Source organism: Streptomyces sp. WM6386 (genome assembly GCF_000972385.1).
In the GTDB taxonomy this organism is placed as follows: domain Bacteria; phylum Actinomycetota; class Actinomycetes; order Streptomycetales; family Streptomycetaceae; genus Streptomyces.
In genome coordinates, this window is record NZ_JXTE01000051.1 from 1 (window position 1) to 16,545 (window position 16,545).

Below are 16,545 nucleotides of genomic sequence, written 5' to 3' on the forward strand. Positions count from 1 at the left end.
CGGGCACTTCGGGGGGGGGGGGGGGGGGGGGGGGCTCGGTGGGTTCGGGCGATTGCGGGGGGGGTACGGCGGGGACGTCTGTGTCATCCCCGAACCGACCGCCGGCACCCTGGTCACCGCCAACGCGGGCGCGCTGACGTTCCGGCTCACCGTCAACGGGAAGTCCGCGCACGGCAGTTCACGCGACGAGGGGGTCAGCGCGATCGACGCCTATCTGCCGCTGCACCGGGCGCTGGGGCGGCTGGAGGCCGAGCGGAACCGGGAGCCGCATCCGCTGATGGCGGAGTATCCGATCCCGTACGCCCTGTCGGTGGGGACCCTGCGCTCCGGGGACTGGGCGAGCAGTGTGCCCGATCTGCTGGTCGCGGACGGGCGGTTGGGGGTACGGCTGGGGGAGGAGCCGGCGGCGGCGCGGGCCGCGTTCGAGCGGTGTGTGGCCGAAGTGTGCGCCGGGGACGCCTGGTTGGCCGACCATCCGGTCGCCGTGTCCTGGCCCGGTGGGCAGTTCGCGAGCGGTCGGCTGCCCCAGGGGCATCCGCTGCCCGGCGTGATCCGCGGCGCGCACGCGGACGCCGGGGGCGGGCCGCTCAGGGAGCGCGGGGCGTCGTACGGGAGTGATCTGCGCCTGTACGCCGGGGCCGGGATTCCGACGTTGCAGTTCGGGCCGGGGGACATCCAGGTCGCCCACAGTGCGCGGGAGCGGGTGTCCGTGCGGGAGGTGGTGGCGGTGGCGCGGACGCTGGCGTTGACGGTGCTGCGGACGGTGGGGACGAAGTGACGGGAACCGGCGGGCCCGTCCGGCGATCTTCCTGAGTGGGCCGGGTCGGCCCGCGGGGGAAGGAGCCGTCCATGTTCACGTCCTGGCGCAGTGCCCTGTCGTACGCGGCGATCGTCACGCTCGTCTCGCTGGCCGTGGGGGAGGTCGGCAACGTTCTCTGGAGCCCCGAACTCCTCACCCCGGACCGGCTCGCCTTCCCGCTGGTCGCGATCGTCGTGCTCGTCGAGGCGCGGCTGCTGCTGCCCCCGCTGTCGCGCTGGAGCACGGCCGGCATCGACACCGGTCTGTACGCGCTCGTCCTGCTGCTGGTCACCGCCGCCGAGGCCGTGGTCTACGACGGTCCGCCCGCCGACTCCGCCTTCCTCATGCTGATCTTCGCACTGTTCACCCTCCAACTCCCGTCCGTCTTCGCACTGTCGGCCTGGCGCCACAGGCATCTGACCCCGCGCGGACGGGCGGCGCTCACTTCCTGACGGTTACGGAGAGGAGTTGGCCGCGGTCGGCGTCCGGGAGTCACCAACACCCGGGCAAGGACGCCGGCGCCGGTCCGGAGAACGGGTACGGGACCGACTTCTGCTGGGACGGCGGGTCTGCTGGGGACGGACGAGCCTGCCGGCGGCGGTCAGGTGCCCGGGTGATGCTCACCCTTCCGCTGTGTCGTCTCCGAGAGGCCTGGTGTCCTTGGCCCGCGGGGCTTTGATGGTGACGGGCTGGTTGATGTCGAGGAAGGTGACGGTCAGCTCGAGCCGCCCGTCTTCGGTGCCGGTCAGCAGGTCGAGATGCCTGGCCTGGAAGCGGAACTGCTTGGTGCGGCCGTCGCCGTCGATCCACAGGTCCATGGTGAGCGGGTCGGAGGCCTCCAGCCCGAAGATCTGATCACGGCGCTCGCCCCGCAGGCTGTCGGCGTCGACCGTCCCCTTGTAGTGCGTAGCCCTGGTGCCGTCGACCGCCTCGGTCCCGATCAACCGCAGATCCTTCGAGCCGACCAGGAGCGTGGACTGCACGAGCAGGTTCTGCTCCAGCTGACGGGGAAGCACGCCGTAGGACTGGTTCTCCGTGTTGCCGCGTCCCCATACAGCCGGTGCGGCGCTCAGCCAGCTCTTGCCGTTCAGCTTCTCGGAACGGACCGCGCTGCCACCGACGTACATGACCCCGTCGACGAACCGGATCTCCAGTCGGCCGTGCCCGCCCCGGTCGCCCCCTTCGGTCATGTCCATGCGCATGGCCGACGGTTTCGTGGTCATGGAGGCCTCGGCCTTCAGGCGGCCCTTCCCCGCCACGGTTCCACTGACTCGATAGTGGAGCGATGTGATGTTCTCGGAGTTCTCGGCCGCCTTCGCCACGGCCGCCGCGGGCGTCGCCTCGGGCGGGTCCCCAGCCACGGAATCGCTCTTGGCGCCCCCTCCGCAGGCAACTGATCCGCCGACGAGGAGCATGGCCGTGAACGCCGCGACTCTCACTCTGCCGGTCACCGAAACAACAGTGGATATCCCCACAATCCCCCCAGGCTGGATGGCGTGTTCGAGCCAAGATCGCGAGCCTAACCCGGGATGTGGCCTGTGGTCCGCGGGCCGGAAACCCAGACGGAGATGAGCACCCGTACTCATGCCTCGGCGCGGGTCGTCGGGCCACCGTGGAACACACGGCGACAACGGACGAACCGAAGGGATCCGCGATGTCGAACGTCTCGGGGCCGGGCCGCCTTGTGCGGTTGCGGCGGCTGCTCGCGCTTGCCACGGACAACTGGGGCGGCCGGGGGTATCTGGTGGTCTTCGCCGCTTCCGTGCCGGTGGCGTTCCTGTTTCCGGACAGTGTGTACGCGATGGCTCCGGTGCTGCTCACGGAGCCTCTGTCGATGCTGGGCGCGGTCTTGCCCTTCGGGCCCGGTAGCGCCGAGGGCAGTGGTGGGGTGGCTGTCGTGGCCGCCTCGGTCGGCATGGGTGCCTGGCTGCTCGCGTGCGCTCTGGTGAACGCCGCCGTGGTCGGTGCGCTCGCCCATCACGTCCGGGACGTGCGTGGCGACGCCCGGCACGCGTGAACCACTCCCCTCACCTCGAACGCCACCTCGATCGTCACTCCGAACGTCACTCCGAAGCGAAAGGCACTGACATGGCCCGTTCCGCACGCCCCCGATTCCCGAGGCTCCGAGCCCTGTTGGCGCCTGCCATGGACAACTGGCTCGCGCGGGGCTACCTCGCAGTCGTCGCGGTGTCGCTGGGGTTCTTCCTGTGGGCCGTGTACCTGTCGCCGGACCCCGGGTTCGCCGGGATCTGGCCGCTCATGACCACGGCTCCGCTCAGCATGATCGTCGGCGTCCCTCTGATGGCGCTGGCACCCGACGGGGACTCCCCGCTCGCCTGGCTGACCCCGTTGCTCTTCTCCGCGGGGACCGTACTGTGCGGGCTGTTCAACGCCGTACTGCTCGGCCTGCTGGCCCGCAAACTGACGGGCCGGGAGCCGCACCCGGCCGCCTGACCGTCACCGAGGGCGGCGAACGCCGGTCCGGTCCCGGGCACCCGCCCTCACCGTCACGGTCAGCCGCGCGACGGACCTACCGACCGGCGCCCCGGCTCAGGGCCAGACCAGGCAGTACGGCTGATGCCCCGCCTCGTGGAGGCGGTGGCTGAAGTCCTGCCACTCGTGCAGCAGTTGGTACACATTGAACGCGTCCCGCGGACCGCCACGGTCCGGGACCGTCGACCAGATGAACGCCGCCGCGCCCACCGCTTCCTCGCCGATGCCGCGCAGCGGGTCGACGACCGTCATGGGGAGCTTCACGACCGCGTAGTCGGGGTGCAGGACGACCAGTTCGAGCGGCGGGACCTTGTGCAGCGGGACGCCCTCTATGCCGGTGAGGACCATGGCCGCCATGGTCTCCGGCTTGATCTTGGTGAACATGCCGTTCATCCCGAGCTCGTCGCCGCCGAGCTCCTCGGGGCGCATCGAGATCGGGACGCGGGCCGCGGTCGCGCCGTCCGGCGCGCCGAAGTACTTGTACGTCACCCCCACCCGACCACCATTCCTGCTCCCCGCCCCCAGCTGCTCGATCCGACGTTCGATACGTCGGTCGTCCCGCTCCGACTCACTCGGGACCGCATGTCCTTGACGTGATTCTGCGGCTTCCTCCGCGTCGCGCCGGTGCCTTCCCCGCCGGGCACGTCGAGGACCCAGGTCATCAGTCCCCTCGCCCAGTCCGCCACCGCGATGCATATCTCCACCCGACTGCTTTTCTAGGAGGCGTGGCCCCCGCCGCGCAACCCGATCATCGTGTCAGTGACCTCCCCCACGGCCGCCCGCCGAAACGTGCGTTGAAACACCTGTCCGCAGGATCTTCGCAGCACCCGAACACCAAGGGCCGCACGAGCTGTGTCTATCAGCTCTCAGTTTCGCAGATGCCGTCGGACCACAGACCGCTGTCGCCCAGGGCCGCTGGCCTACCCTGAGGAGGAAAGTCGGCAACCGGAGTCCGAGAAGTCGGAGAAGTCGCAGGTCATGAGCGAAACGCCCTATTCATATGATGCGCCTGCCTCACAGGCACTGTTCGACCGTGCGGCCACCGTCACACCAGGCGGCGTGAACTCCCCGGTGCGCGCCTTCCGCGCCGTGGGCGGAACGCCCCGGTTCATGGTGTCCGGCACCGGCCCGTATCTGACCGACGCCGACGGGCGTGAGTACGTCGACCTCGTCTGCTCCTGGGGGCCCATGATCCTCGGGCACGCACACCCCGAGGTCATCGCCGCGGTCCAGGACGCCGTCTCGCGCGGTACGTCGTTCGGTACGCCCGGCGAAGGCGAGGTCGCGCTCGCCGAGGAGATGGTCGCCCGGATCGAGCCGCTGGAGCAGGTGCGGCTGGTGTCCAGCGGCACCGAGGCCACCATGTCGGCCATCCGGCTCGCCCGCGGGTTCACCCGGCGGACCAAGGTCATCAAGTTCGCCGGGTGTTACCACGGTCACGTCGACTCGCTCCTCGCCGCGGCCGGGTCCGGTGTCGCCACCTTCGCCCTTCCCGACACGCCCGGTGTCACCGGCGCCCAGGCCGGCGACACCATCGTCCTGCCGTACAACGACCTCGAGGCCGTGCAGGAGGCCTTCCACCGGCACCCCGGCGAGATCGCCTGTGTGATCACGGAGGCCTCGCCCGGCAACATGGGCGTCGTACCGCCGCGCCCCGGGTTCAACCAGGGCCTCAAGGACGCGTGCTCGAAGAACGGCGCCCTCTACATCTCAGACGAGGTCATGACCGGCTTCCGGACGAGCCGCGCCGGCTGGTACGGGATCGACGGGGTCAAGCCCGACCTGATGACCTTCGGCAAGGTCATGGGCGGCGGCTTCCCGGCCGCGGCCTTCGGCGGTCGCGCCGACGTCATGGCGCACCTCGCGCCCGCCGGGCCCGTCTACCAGGCCGGCACCCTCTCCGGGAACCCGGTCGCCACCGCCGCGGGCCTCGCCCAGCTGCGGCTGCTCGACGACGCCGCGTACGACAAGGTCGACGCCGTGTCCGCGCGGATCCAGTCGCTCGTCACCGAGGCGCTCACCAAGGAAGGCGTCGCCCACCGGGTGCAGAACGCCTCCAACATGTTCTCCGTCTTCTTCACGGACCGTGAGGTGCGGGACTACGAGGACGCCAAGAAGCAGGAGTCCTTCCGCTTCACCGCCTTCTTCCACTCGCTGCTGGCCGACGGCGTCTATCTGCCGCCGTCCTCCTTCGAGTCCTGGTTCGTCTCCACGGCCCACGACGACCAGGCGGTCCAGCGCATCGCCGACGCCCTCCCGGCGGCGGCCCGAGCGGCAGCGGAGGCGACCGCGTGAGCACCTCGACCAACCCCGACATCACCGTCGTACACCTCATGCGGCACGGTGAGGTGGCCAACCCCGACGGGGTGCTCTACGGCCGTCTCGCCGGCTATCACCTGTCCGAGCTGGGGCGGCAGATGGCCGACCGGGTCGCCGAGCACCTGGCCCCCCGGGACGTCACGTACGTCTGCTCCTCCCCGCTGGAGCGCGCTCAGGAGACGGCCACGCCGATCGCCAAGGCGCACGGCCTCGACCTCGCGACCGACGGGCGGCTCATCGAGGCCGACAACGTCTTCCAGGGCAAGACGTTCGGCGTCGGCGACGGGGCCCTGAAGCGGCCCGAGAACTGGAAGCACCTCGTCAACCCGTTCAAGCCGTCGTGGGGCGAGGCCTACGTAGACCAGGTCGTCCGCATGATGGGGGCGCTGGACGCCGCGAAGGATGCCGCGCGCGGGCATGAGGCGGTGCTGGTCAGCCATCAGCTGCCGATCTGGATCGTGCGGTCGTACGTCGAGAAGCGGCGGCTGTGGCACGACCCGCGGCGGCGGCAGTGCACGCTGGCTTCGCTGACGACGTTCACGTACCAGGGCGACAAGATCGTGTCCGTGGGGTACAGCGAGCCCGCGATCGATCTCGTCCCCGCGCATCTGCGTGCCGGTGCCAAGCCGGTGAAGGGCAAGAGCAAGGCGTTCGGCGCATAGCCGATAGGGCTGATGCGCAAGACGTGTTCGTGACATTTGTTGCGGAATCCGTGTGATCGAGAGGAACCTCCTCGTTCGTCGCGTCCTCTGAATGGGTGACCACTTCGCAGGACATGACGAACGGGGATGCAATGCGCACTCTCACCCGTAGGGGAGCACTCGGACTCGGTGTGGGTGGTGCGGCAGCCCTCGGGCTCGCGGGCTGCGGCACCCTCACCCCGTCAGAGGGGTCGAGCGGCGCTTCGGGTTCCACCGGCGACAAGCCCAGCAGCAAGCCCAGCGGCCAGAGCCACCGCGCCCGCCCCATCGGCGACGGCTCCACCTCCTACACCGGCAAGCAGCCCGGCCAGCCCGCCAAGCCCGAACCGCTGGAGCCGGGCCAGACCCCGCCGCAGTTCGTCGTCTTCTCCTGGGACGGCGCCGGCGAGGTCGGCAACGGACTCTTCCCGCGCTTCCTGGACCTCGCCAAGGAGCACGGCGTCCACATGACCTTCTTCCTCTCGGGGCTCTATCTGCTGCCCGAGTCGAAGAAGCGGCTCTACGACCCGCCCAACAACCCGGTCGGTGCCTCCGACATCGGCTATCTCACCGACGAGCACGTCAAGGCCACCCTGACCAACGTCCGGCGCGCCTGGCTCGAAGGGCACGAGATAGGCACCCACTTCAACGGCCACTTCTGCGCCGGCTCCGGCACCGTCGGCAACTGGACGCCCCAGCAGTGGCGCAGCGAGATAGACCAGGCCAAGGCCTTCGTGAAGGAGTGGCGGACCAACACGGGGTGGACCGATCTGCCCGCCCTGCCGTTCGACTACGACAAGGAACTCGTCGGCGGTCGTACGCCCTGCCTCCTCGGCCAGGACAACCTGCTGCCCACCGCCAAGGAGCTCGGCTGGCGCTACGACGCCTCCTCGCCCGGCGGCCGCCAGGTCTGGCCGGAGAAGAAGGACGGGCTGTGGGACCTGCCGCTCCAGGCGATCCCGTTCCCCGGGCACAGCTTCGAGGTCCTCTCGATGGACTACAACATGCTCGCCAACCAGTCGATCAACTCCACCAACGCGCCCGCCCACAACTACCCGGCCTGGCGCGAGCAGTCCGCCGGGGCCTACATCGCCGGCTTCCAGCGTGCCTACGAGACCAACCGCGCCCCGTTCTTCGTCGGCAACCACTTCGAGCGGTGGAACGGCGGCATCTACATGGACGCCGTCGAGGAGGCCCTGAAGCACATCGCGGCGGAGAAGGAGAAGGGCGAGGACGTACGGCTGGTCTCCTTCCGGCAGTTCGTCGACTGGATGGACGTACAGAAGCCGGAGGTGCTGGCCCAGCTGCGGACGCTGGACGTCGGGCAGGAACCGGCCGGTGGCTGGAACGCGTTCATGAAGGACAGCTCGCAGAGCACGGCGGGGAGCTCCTCGAACGCCGCCTGAAATGCGGATTTCCGCCCGCAAGGGGGGTGCGCAAGATCCTCAGAACGGGCATGCGAAACTTTTCACATGAGTGCCCTGACCCGCACCAACCGCCGTGCCGTCCTGTTCACCGCCACGGCCGCCGCAGCCGCGCTGACCCTCACCGCGTGCAGTTCCGGCGGCAAGGTGGGCGGCAGCGGTGACACCAACTTCATCACGGGAAACGACGGCGTCGACACGGTCGCCCAGGGCAAGCGGGACGCCGCCCCGGTGCTGTCCGGCAAGACCATCGACGGCGAGCAGCTCTCCACCGCCGACTACAAGGGCAAGGTCCTCGTCGTCAACGTGTGGGGCTCCTGGTGCACCCCCTGCCGGGCGGAGGCGAAGAACCTCCAGGCCGTCTCCGAGAAGTTCAAGGGCCAGGGCGTCCAGTTCGTCGGCATCAACACCCGGGACACCAACACCACCTCGGCGATCAACTTCGAGAAGGAGTTCGGGGTCACCTTCCCGAGCCTGTACGACCCGACGGGCAAGCAGATGCTCCGGTTCAAGAAGGGCACGCTCAACCCGCAGCTGATCCCCTCCACGCTCGTCATCGACCGGAGCGGCAAGATCGCGGCGCGGGCGCTGATGGCGCTCGGCGAGGACACGCTGACCGGCATGATCAAGCCCGTGCTCGCGGAGAAGTGACGTGAGCGCGACGTTGACGCTCGCCGAAGCCGTGGGCCACAACGAGACCGTGTTCAGCGGCGCCCTGCTCCTCGCGCTGCCGATCGCCGTGCTCGGCGGACTCGTCTCCTTCTTCTCCCCGTGCGTGCTGCCGCTGGTCCCCGGCTATCTGTCGTACGTCACCGGCGTCAGCGGCACCGATCTGGCCGAGGCCCGGCGCGGGCGGATGGCCGCCGGGGCCTCCCTCTTCGTGCTCGGCTTCACCGTCGTGTTCGTCTCCGGCGGGGCGCTGTTCGGGTACTTCGGGCAGACCCTCCAGGAGGAGCGGGACACCCTGTCCAAGGTGCTCGGTGTCCTCATGATCCTCATGGGTGTCTTCTTCATGGGCATGATGCCCTGGCTCACCCAGCGGGAGTTCCGCTTCCACACCAGGCCCGCCACCGGACTCGCCGGCGCCCCCCTGCTGGGCGCCCTGTTCGGCATCGGCTGGACGCCCTGCATCGGTCCGACGCTGTCCTCGGTGCAGACGCTCGCCATGCAGGACGGCAGCGCGGTACGCGGCGCCGTACTCACCGTCGCCTACTGCCTCGGCCTCGGTGTCCCCTTCGTGCTGGCTGCCGTAGCCTTCCGCAAGGCGCTCGGCGCCTTCGCCTGGGTCAAGCGCCACTACGTCTGGGTGATGCGCATCGGCGGCACGATGATGATCGCGACCGGTGTGCTGCTGCTGACCGGGGCGTGGGACAGCATCGTGCAGGAGATGCAGGGCTGGTCCAACGGCTTCACTGTGGGGATCTGATCGATGAGCAAGACGACAACCAACGCGCCCACCGACCCCACCCCCGCCACCGGCGACGAGGACCTCGGCGCCGCCGGCTCCCAGCTCTCCACCGCCCCCGAGGACACTCTGAGCGTGCCCGCCCTGGGCGTCATCGGTTGGGCCCGCTGGTGCTGGCGGCAGCTCACCTCCATGCGGGTCGCGCTGCTCCTGCTCCTGCTGCTGTCGCTGGGCGCGATCCCCGGCTCGCTGATCCCGCAGACCGGCACCGACGAGACGAAGGTCGCCGACTTCCGTAACGCCAACCCCACCCTCGGGGACGTCTACGACAAGCTCGGTCTCTTCCACGTCTACAGCTCGGTGTGGTTCTCCTCGATCTACATCCTGCTGTTCGTCTCCCTCATCGGCTGCATCGTGCCCCGCACCTGGCAGTTCGTCGGCCAGCTGCGCGGCCGCCCGCCGGGCGCCCCGAAGCGGCTGACCCGGCTGCCCGCCTACACCACCTGGCGCACCGAGGCCGAGCCCGAGCAGGTCCGCGAGGCCGCGCTCGCCCTGCTGAAGAAGCGCCGCTTCCGCGCCCACCTCGCCGGTGACAACGTCGCCGCCGAGAAGGGCTATCTGCGTGAGGTCGGCAACCTCGCCTTCCACATCGCGCTCATCGTGATGCTGATCGCCTTCGCCTGGGGCCAGCTGTTCAAGATGGAGGGCAACAAGCTGGTCGTCGAGGGCGACGGGTTCTCCAACACCCTCACGCAGTACGACGACTTCAAGTCCGGCACCCTCTTCACCCAGGACGAGCTGGACCCGTTCAGCTTCACCCTCAACGACTTCCAGGGCAGCTACGAGAAGACCGGCCCCAACCGGGGCACCGCGCGCACCTTCCAGGCCGACGTCAGCTACAGCGTGGGCGCCTACGGCAAGGACGAGCGGACGGTCATCAAGGTCAACAAGCCCATGGAGATCGGCGACTCCAAGGTCTACCTCACCGCCCACGGCTACGCCCCCGTCATCACGGTCCGCGACGGCAAGGGCAAGGTCGTCTACCGCGACGCCGTACCGCTGCTGCCGCTCGACAACAACATCACCTCCTCGGGTGTCATCAAGGTCATGGACGGCTACCGCAACACCAAGGGTGTGCGGGAGCAGCTGGGCTTCGAGGCCTTCTTCCTGCCGACGTACACGGTCGGCAGCGAGACGGCCTCCACCTTCCCCGCGCTGAACAACCCGGTGCTGAACCTCGCGGGCTACTACGGCGACCTCGGGGTCGACGCGGGTATCCCGCAGAGCGTCTACCAGCTCGACAAGTCCCATCTGAAGGAGTTCAAGGACGCCAAGGGCAAGCAGCAGCGGGAGAACCTCAAGCCGGGCGAGACCATGAAGCTCCCGAACGGCGCCGGTTCGATCACCTACGACTCCACGGCGGAGTGGGCCAACTTCCAGGTCACCCGCCAGCCCGCCAGCGACTGGGCACTGACCGGCTCGATCGTCGCGATCTTCGGCCTCGCCGGCTCTCTGTTCATCTCCCGCCGCCGGGTGTGGGTGCGGGCGGTCAAGGGCGCCGACGGTGTGACGGTCGTCGAGATGGCCGGCCTGGGCCGCAGCGAGTCCGCGAAGGTGCCGGAAGAGCTGGGTGACCTCGCGGGGATTCTTTACGACCAGGCGCCGGGGGTATCCGGCGAGACGGAGGCGGAGCCGGATGGTGTGTCCGACTCCGACGCGGCGTCTGTTGCCGAGGGGGCCGAGAATTGAATCCTCTCCCGCGCGGAACTAGGGAGATTCCTGGCTCACGCCGCCTGGCGGACCAGCGGCCCTCCAGGCCTTCCACGATCAACTCCAGCCGGGTTGAAACCAGCCCGGTATCACGACTGCCAGCTTCTCCGAAGACCACATCACCCGACGGCAAGTCGCCGGGATATTCACCCGAAGGAGTGCTGAGGTGACTCTCGCCGCCACAACCGAGTTGGCCGCCGCCACCAACGAACACCTCGCGAATCTCAGCAACACGCTGATCTACTCCGCGATGGCCGTCTACACCCTGGCCTTCTTCGCCTACATCACCGAATGGATCTTCGGTAGCCGCAGCAAGATCGGCCGTACCGCCGCCGCGCTCACCGAGGGGGCGGACGGCAAGGCGAAGGCGCCGGCCGTGACGGTGAAGAAGGGCGGCTCCACCGCCGTACTGGAACGGCCGAAGGTCGTGGTGCGGGCCGCGGCCGGTCAGCGGGATGTGCCGGACGGTCCCGGGGCGCACGGTGGGGACGAGCAGGGGGACCTTTACGGGCGTATCGCCGTGTCCCTCACCGTGCTCGCCTTTCTCATCGAGCTCGCCGGGGTCATCGCCCGCGCGGCCTCGGTGGAGCGGGCGCCGTGGGGCAACATGTACGAGTTCAACATCACCTTCTCCACGGTGGCCGTCGGCGTGTACCTCACGCTGCTGGCGCTGAGGAAGAACGTGCGCTGGATGGGCCTGTTCCTGATCACCACGGTCCTCCTCGATCTCGGCATCGCCGTCACTGTCTTGTACACCGCCAGCGACCAGTTGGTTCCCGCCCTCCACTCGTACTGGCTGTACATCCACGTCTCCACGGCGATCCTGTGCGGCGCGGTCTTCTACGTGGGCGCGGTCAGCACGATCCTCTACCTGTTCAAGGACTCGTACGAGAACAAGCTCGCCGGCGGCGGCAAGCCCGGCAGCTTCGCCACCTCCTTCCTGGAGCGGCTGCCCGCCTCGGCGTCCCTCGACAAGTTCTCCTACCGCGTGAACGCGGCCGTCTTCCCGCTGTGGACGTTCACGATCATCGCGGGCGCGATCTGGGCGGGCGACGCGTGGGGCCGCTACTGGGGCTGGGACCCCAAGGAGACCTGGGCGTTCATCACCTGGGTCGCCTACGCCTGCTACCTGCACGCCCGGGCCACGGCCGGCTGGAAGGGCCGCAAGGCCGCGTACCTCGCTCTTCTGGCGTTCGGCTGCTGGCTGTTCAACTACTACGGCGTCAACATCTTCGTCTCCGGCAAGCACTCCTACGCGGGCGTGTAGGCGCAGGGCGTAACCGCCTTACGGTGAAGGCCGGTTCCATGTGACCTGAGTCACGGGAACCGGCCTTCGTTATGCGGACAGGTGGAGGGGCGTGGATACGAATCTGCGGAAACGGATTCGCTCGTGGCCATCACCGCGGTCCTGGAGCGCGCCATCGTCGACAAGAAGGACCAGCGCCCCTGACCACGTGCGGAACCTCGCCCCACGGCCCACGCTGGTGTCATGAGCGGTTCCATCGAGCAGGGCGCCAGCCAGACCCATGGGAACACGCACATCCTGCACTTTCTGGTGCGGCTGCCGAGGCCCATGGAGATGGTCTGGCCCGCGCTGGCCACGGCGGGCGGGCTCGCGGGCTGGTGGACGGAAGCCGAGGTGCTCGAACCCCGGCTCGGCGGCGCTGTCGCGCTGCGCGGGCTGGGGGCCGGGCAGGTCACCGCCTGGGACGTGGAGCGGGTCGCCGAGTACACGGTGGAGGGCGGTGGCCGGATCAGGTTCCATCTGGAGCGCGACGGTGACGACGGCTCGGTCCTCCGCCTCACCCACGAGTTCCGGGGTGAGGCGGAGGCCGAGCCGCGCCGGCGGGCCCGCTGCGAGCGGCTGGTCGAGAAGCTCGCGGGTCAGTCGACCGGTTAGCCGACCGTGATCGAGTCCAGCTTCTCCCGCAGATACACATGCGAGTCGACCGGCTCGTACGCCACCCGCCCCACCGGAGCCGGTACCGACTCCACCACCGTGCCCGGGGTGCACTCACCGAAGTAGACGAGGGACATGAGCTCCTCGGCGGGCGCGTCCGCCGGCGGCGGCAGCACCCGGTGCCGTCCCGAGCGCCAGCGGTCGCCGGTCCAACGGGCCATCAGGTCACCGATGTTGATGGTGAAGGCGTCCGGGTCGAAGGGCGCGTCCTCCCAGCCGCCCTCGTCCGTCCAGACCTGGAGCCCGCCCTTGCCCGCCTGCCGGTCGAGGATCGTCACCGTGCCGAAGTCGGTGTGCGGGCCGATGCGGAACTGACCGGGCTGGGGTTCGCCGATGACCTCGGTCCCGGGGTACCAGTTGATGTTGAAGCCGTAGGTGGGGTGATCCATGTGCCGGGAGAAGAAGTCGTGTTCGAGCCCGAGGGCCACACCGAGCAGGTCGAGGAGCCGGTTCTCCAGTTCACCCATCCGTGCCAGGTACTCCGCGCACAGGGTCTGTAGTTCCGGCACCTCCGCCGGCCAGACGTTGGGCGCGTACCACTCCGCGTTGATCTCCGGGTCCTCGAAGGGCTCGTGCGTCGCGAAGGTCAGCGACTCCTTCAGGTCCGGCGGGGTCTCGGTGCCTTCCGAGTAGCCGTTGGCCTCGGCGCCGGGGCCGAGCCAGCCGCGGCCGCCGACCTTCGCGGTGTAGGGCTCCTTGACGTCGACGGGCATCCGGAAGAAGGCACGGGCGGCCTCGCGGATCGCCGCGCGCAGCTCCGGGTCCACACCATGCCCGGTGACCAGCAGGAACCCGGCGGTCTGGAGGGCCTCGTCGACGGTACGGGCGATGGCGGCGCGGGTGTCCGTGTCACCGTCCACCCAGGGCCTCAGGTCGATCGTGGGGATGCGCGGCTGGTCAGTCACCAATGTCCTCATTCCAGAGAGCCGGGTTGTTCTTGATGAAGTCGCGCATCAGCTCGACGCACTCGGGGTCGTCCAGGAGGACGATCTCCACGCCGTGTTCGGCGAGCCAGTCGTGGCCGCCGTGGAAGGTGGTCGCCTCGCCGATCACCACCCGGGAGATGGCGAACTGCCGGACGAGGCCGGAGCAGAACCAGCAGGGCGAGAGGGTCGTCACCATCGTCGTACCGCGATACGACCGCTGCCGCCCCGCCGCGCGGAACGCCGCCGTCTCCGCGTGCATGGACGGGTCGTCGTCCTGGACGCGCCGGTTGTGGCCGCGGCCCAGCAGGGTGCCGTCGGCTGCGTAGAGCGCGGCGCCGATCGGGATGCCGCCCGCGGCGAGACCGGCGCGGGCCTCCGCGACGGCGGTGGCGAGCTGGGTGTGCGGGTCCGTGGGGTCCATGCCTTCACTCTCCTGTGGCCGAAACACGAGGGCAACGTGCGGAAAGTACTCTCCCCGCAGCCCGCAGCCGGACGTTCTGTCAGCGGGACTGTCAGCGGCCTGGAGGTTCCCCGTGCCCGCCCTCACCCTCCGCGAAGTCCTCACCCTCGACCCCGTCCGCGCCGCCGAGCCCGAGCTGCTGGCCGGGGAGGGCGCCCTGGACCGTCCTGTCCGCTGGGTGCACTCCAGTGAGGTCTACGAGGGCGCCAACTTCCTCGACGGCGGCGAACTGCTGCTGACCAACGGTTTCGGGCTGAGCGAGCCGGACGAGGAGGTCCGTCGCCGGTACGTCCGGGAGCTGGCCGCGCGCGGTGCGGCCGGGCTCGCGGTGGAGGTGGGCAGGTCGCTGCCCGCCATGCCGGCCGAGGTGGTGGACGAGGCCCGCCGCCTGGAGCTGCCGCTGCTGGCCATGCACCGCGTCGTGCCGTTCGTACGGATCACGGAGGCCGCCAATCGGGCGATCGTGGCACGGGGGCTGTCCGGGCGGTCGGTCGTACGGCCCTGGGGCGACGACCACACGGCGGCCCTGCTGGCCGACCTCGCCGACCGGGCGGCACTGAACCAGCCCGAGGTGGAGGCGCGGGCGGCGCTCGCGGGGTTCCATCCGGGGCCGGGGGCGCGACTGATCGGGGTGTCGGTGCACGGGACCCGGGAGACGGGGGTGGTGGACCGGGCGGTACGGGTGCTGGGCGGGGCGAGTGTCCTGCGGGCGGCGTTTCCGGGGGACGTGCTGGCGCTGCTGGCGTTGCCCGGGACCCGGTCCGGCGACCCCGTGCGAGGGGTCCAGGACGCGTTCCGCTCCGCTGCGGAACCCGGGCTGACCGTGGCCGTCGGGCATGCCGTTGCCGTCGGGAGCGGCTGGCTGCGGTGGAGCGACACGTTGCGGGCGGCCCGTACGACCTTGGAGCTGGCGCTGACCGTCCCGGCCGCCGAGCCCGGGGCGCCCGAGGGGCCGCTGGTGACGTCGTCCCGGGCCCTCGCGCTGGAGCGGGAGCTGACCCGGGATGGCGTCGACGCGAACCGTGACCGGCTTGCGCGGCTGGTGCAGCATGCGTTGGGGCCGTTGCTGGAGTGGGAGGCGGCGCATGCGAGCGATCTGGTGCGGACGCTGGAGGTTCATCTGCGGAACGGTTGCTCGCCGACGCGGACGGCGGCTCTGCTGCACATCGGTCGGCAGTCGCTCTACCAGCGGTTGGAGCGGATCGAGTCTCTGTTGGGGCTGGAGATCGGGGATCCGGATCTGTTGGGGGAGCTGTTGGCGGCGGCTTGTGCGTATCGGGTGGTTCGGGGGCGGTCTGCTGGTGTGACCGAGATGGGTAGTCGTTCGGGCGCGGGGCCGTCGTGGCTGGTCGCGCAGTTCCCCGCGCCCCTGCGTGGGTTGGCCTAGCGAAGGGTTATGACGCTCGGGCCGTTGAAGGGGGCGTAGGAGGTCACCGTTTGTGGGGTGCGCAGCACCTCGTTCTCGGCGAACAGCCGTTGCGCCGCCTCGAAGGAGATCTCGTCCGAGACGACCGGGGCCACCCCGTCGTAGAACTTCCGCGACGGCTCCGGGAGCGGAGTACCCGGTTCGCCCTCGTCCTCTCCCCAGACGTCCCACAGCAGGGTCTCGACCTTGTTGAGGGCGGCGAGGTCGAGGCGGATGCTGCCGGCCACGTACCGCTCGCCCCAGAACGGTCCCTCCTGGGGGCCGTGGAGGCCGAACGTCCTCTCGTCGGCGCCCTTCTCGCGGATCGCCCGCCATGCCTCGCCCGCGACGAGGAAGCGGTCGCGGGGGACGTCCATCGGGTCGAAGTTCACCTTCCAGTGGCCGCTGACGAAGGGGTCGGCGAGTTGGGCGTCGGCGAGCAGCCAACCGCGTTCGTCGTCCCAGTACTCGGTGACGACGTGGTCGCCGTGGAAGCTCGACCCCCAGTAGTCGGCGAAGCCGATCCGGACCCGGGCCGGGATGCCCGCGTGGCGCAGGAACGAGCAGTGCAGCAGCGTGAAGTCCCGGCAGGTGCCGACGAAACGGTCGCCGAGTTCGCGTCGCACGGACAGTGGGGCAGCGTTGCGCTCGACGAGGATGTTCAGGGTGTCGTCGATGTACCGCGACTCGGCGTCGTTGTGCAGCCGTTCGGTCGGGTGGGTGTGGCCGAAGAGGCCGCCCTCGATGCGGTGGATGAGCAAGTCCCGGGAGATACGGGCGAGTTCGACCGGGTCGTGCGGCAGATCGGCGTAGACACCGGCGAGTGCACCCGGGTCGGAGTACGTGCTCTGGGCGGCGTAGAAGGCGAGGGCTTCCTTGGTCTCGGGCATGGCTCGACGGTGTC

General features: G+C 69.6%; 18 protein-coding genes. 13 read left to right on the forward strand and 5 right to left on the reverse strand.

Annotated elements, in window-relative coordinates:
- Positions 1-778: peptidase dimerization domain-containing protein (locus TN53_RS27375; protein ID WP_046261347.1), on the forward strand; the 778-nt coding region annotated here is incomplete at its 5' end.
- A gap of 71 nt (positions 779-849) precedes the next feature.
- Complete coding sequence (locus TN53_RS44235; RefSeq protein ID WP_052745321.1) at positions 850-1,251, forward strand: hypothetical protein; 402 nt, start codon at positions 850-852, stop codon at positions 1,249-1,251.
- A 168-nt stretch (positions 1,252-1,419) separates the two neighbouring features.
- Here the strand turns inward: TN53_RS44235 and TN53_RS27385 are convergent, their stop codons facing one another.
- Positions 1,420-2,250 (reverse strand): LppX_LprAFG lipoprotein, encoded by an 831-nt coding sequence (locus TN53_RS27385; protein WP_234441722.1) that lies wholly within the window; start codon positions 2,248-2,250, stop codon positions 1,420-1,422.
- A gap of 203 nt (positions 2,251-2,453) precedes the next feature.
- Between TN53_RS27385 and TN53_RS27390 the strand changes: the two genes are divergently transcribed.
- Together TN53_RS27390 and TN53_RS27395 are read left to right on the forward strand one after the other, a co-directional pair.
- Positions 2,454-2,816, forward strand: coding sequence for a hypothetical protein (locus tag TN53_RS27390; protein ID WP_052745322.1), 363 nt, complete (start codon positions 2,454-2,456; stop codon positions 2,814-2,816).
- A gap of 128 nt (positions 2,817-2,944) precedes the next feature.
- A complete protein-coding gene (locus TN53_RS27395) occupies positions 2,945-3,253 on the forward strand; it encodes an SCO4225 family membrane protein (RefSeq protein WP_052745323.1) in 309 nt (102 codons plus the stop codon).
- 96 nt (positions 3,254-3,349) lie between these two features.
- On the opposite strand, the gene TN53_RS27400 is transcribed toward TN53_RS27395, so the two are convergent.
- Positions 3,350-3,787 (reverse strand): hypothetical protein, encoded by a 438-nt coding sequence (locus TN53_RS27400; protein WP_003974483.1) that lies wholly within the window; start codon positions 3,785-3,787, stop codon positions 3,350-3,352.
- A gap of 483 nt (positions 3,788-4,270) precedes the next feature.
- Between TN53_RS27400 and hemL the strand changes: the two genes are divergently transcribed.
- The 8 genes from hemL to TN53_RS27440 all read left to right on the forward strand — a co-directional run bounded on the left by hemL (position 4,271) and on the right by TN53_RS27440 (position 12,790).
- Positions 4,271-5,587, forward strand: coding sequence for a glutamate-1-semialdehyde 2,1-aminomutase (hemL, locus tag TN53_RS27405; protein WP_046261349.1), 1,317 nt, complete (start codon positions 4,271-4,273; stop codon positions 5,585-5,587).
- A gap of 38 nt (positions 5,588-5,625) precedes the next feature.
- A complete protein-coding gene (locus TN53_RS27410; protein ID WP_046261411.1) occupies positions 5,626-6,273 on the forward strand; it encodes a histidine phosphatase family protein in 648 nt (215 codons plus the stop codon).
- A 131-nt stretch (positions 6,274-6,404) separates the two neighbouring features.
- Complete coding sequence (locus TN53_RS27415; RefSeq protein WP_046261350.1) at positions 6,405-7,697, forward strand: polysaccharide deacetylase family protein; 1,293 nt, start codon at positions 6,405-6,407, stop codon at positions 7,695-7,697.
- Positions 7,698-7,763: 66 nt separating this feature from the next.
- Complete coding sequence (locus TN53_RS27420; protein WP_046261351.1) at positions 7,764-8,366, forward strand: TlpA family protein disulfide reductase; 603 nt, start codon at positions 7,764-7,766, stop codon at positions 8,364-8,366.
- 1 nt (position 8,367) lies between these two features.
- On the forward strand, positions 8,368-9,141 hold the full coding sequence (locus tag TN53_RS27425; RefSeq protein WP_046261352.1) for a cytochrome c biogenesis CcdA family protein: 774 nt from the start codon (positions 8,368-8,370) through the stop codon (positions 9,139-9,141).
- Positions 9,142-9,144: 3 nt separating this feature from the next.
- Complete coding sequence (resB, locus tag TN53_RS27430; protein ID WP_046261353.1) at positions 9,145-10,869, forward strand: cytochrome c biogenesis protein ResB; 1,725 nt, start codon at positions 9,145-9,147, stop codon at positions 10,867-10,869.
- 187 nt (positions 10,870-11,056) lie between these two features.
- A complete protein-coding gene (ccsB, locus tag TN53_RS27435) occupies positions 11,057-12,157 on the forward strand; it encodes a c-type cytochrome biogenesis protein CcsB (RefSeq protein WP_046261354.1) in 1,101 nt (366 codons plus the stop codon).
- 222 nt (positions 12,158-12,379) lie between these two features.
- A complete protein-coding gene (locus tag TN53_RS27440; RefSeq protein WP_046261355.1) occupies positions 12,380-12,790 on the forward strand; it encodes a hypothetical protein in 411 nt (136 codons plus the stop codon).
- Here TN53_RS27440 and TN53_RS27445 read toward each other — a convergent pair.
- Together TN53_RS27445 and TN53_RS27450 are read right to left on the reverse strand one after the other, a co-directional pair.
- Complete coding sequence (locus TN53_RS27445; protein ID WP_234441723.1) at positions 12,787-13,755, reverse strand: isopenicillin N synthase family dioxygenase; 969 nt, start codon at positions 13,753-13,755, stop codon at positions 12,787-12,789. The genes TN53_RS27440 and TN53_RS27445 overlap by 4 nt on opposite strands.
- The gene (locus tag TN53_RS27450; RefSeq protein ID WP_046261357.1) at positions 13,748-14,197 is read right to left on the reverse strand and encodes a nucleoside deaminase; all 450 of its coding nucleotides are present in this window, start codon (positions 14,195-14,197) and stop codon (positions 13,748-13,750) included. Before TN53_RS27450 ends, TN53_RS27445 begins: the two co-directional genes overlap by 8 nt.
- 112 nt (positions 14,198-14,309) lie before the next feature.
- Here TN53_RS27450 and TN53_RS27455 point away from each other — a divergent pair, with 112 nt between their 5' ends.
- Positions 14,310-15,623: a PucR family transcriptional regulator gene (locus TN53_RS27455; RefSeq protein WP_046261358.1), complete on the forward strand. Its 1,314-nt coding sequence runs from the start codon at positions 14,310-14,312 to the stop codon at positions 15,621-15,623.
- On the opposite strand, the gene TN53_RS27460 is transcribed toward TN53_RS27455, so the two are convergent.
- Complete coding sequence (locus TN53_RS27460) at positions 15,620-16,531, reverse strand: transglutaminase-like domain-containing protein (RefSeq protein ID WP_046261359.1); 912 nt, start codon at positions 16,529-16,531, stop codon at positions 15,620-15,622. The genes TN53_RS27455 and TN53_RS27460 overlap by 4 nt on opposite strands.
- Positions 16,532-16,545: the final 14 nt, after the last annotated feature.

Bases quoted from the DNA above. Each gene is read 5' to 3' on its own strand.
- TN53_RS27410 (WP_046261411.1), top strand. From the start codon at position 5,626: ATGCGGCACGGTGAGGTGGCCAACCCCGACGGGGTGCTCTACGGCCGT.
- resB (WP_046261353.1), top strand. From the start codon at position 9,145: ATGAGCAAGACGACAACCAACGCGCCCACCGACCCCACCCCCGCCACC.
- TN53_RS27440 (WP_046261355.1), top strand. From the start codon at position 12,380: ATGAGCGGTTCCATCGAGCAGGGCGCCAGCCAGACCCATGGGAACACG.
- TN53_RS27460 (WP_046261359.1), bottom strand. From the start codon at position 16,531: ATGCCCGAGACCAAGGAAGCCCTCGCCTTCTACGCCGCCCAGAGCACG.
- TN53_RS27420 (WP_046261351.1), top strand. From the start codon at position 7,764: ATGAGTGCCCTGACCCGCACCAACCGCCGTGCCGTCCTGTTCACCGCC.
- TN53_RS27395 (WP_052745323.1), top strand. From the start codon at position 2,945: ATGGACAACTGGCTCGCGCGGGGCTACCTCGCAGTCGTCGCGGTGTCG.
- hemL (WP_046261349.1), top strand. From the start codon at position 4,271: ATGAGCGAAACGCCCTATTCATATGATGCGCCTGCCTCACAGGCACTG.
- TN53_RS27390 (WP_052745322.1), top strand. From the start codon at position 2,454: ATGTCGAACGTCTCGGGGCCGGGCCGCCTTGTGCGGTTGCGGCGGCTG.
- TN53_RS27450 (WP_046261357.1), bottom strand. From the start codon at position 14,197: ATGGACCCCACGGACCCGCACACCCAGCTCGCCACCGCCGTCGCGGAG.
- TN53_RS27415 (WP_046261350.1), top strand. From the start codon at position 6,405: ATGCGCACTCTCACCCGTAGGGGAGCACTCGGACTCGGTGTGGGTGGT.
- TN53_RS44235 (WP_052745321.1), top strand. From the start codon at position 850: ATGTTCACGTCCTGGCGCAGTGCCCTGTCGTACGCGGCGATCGTCACG.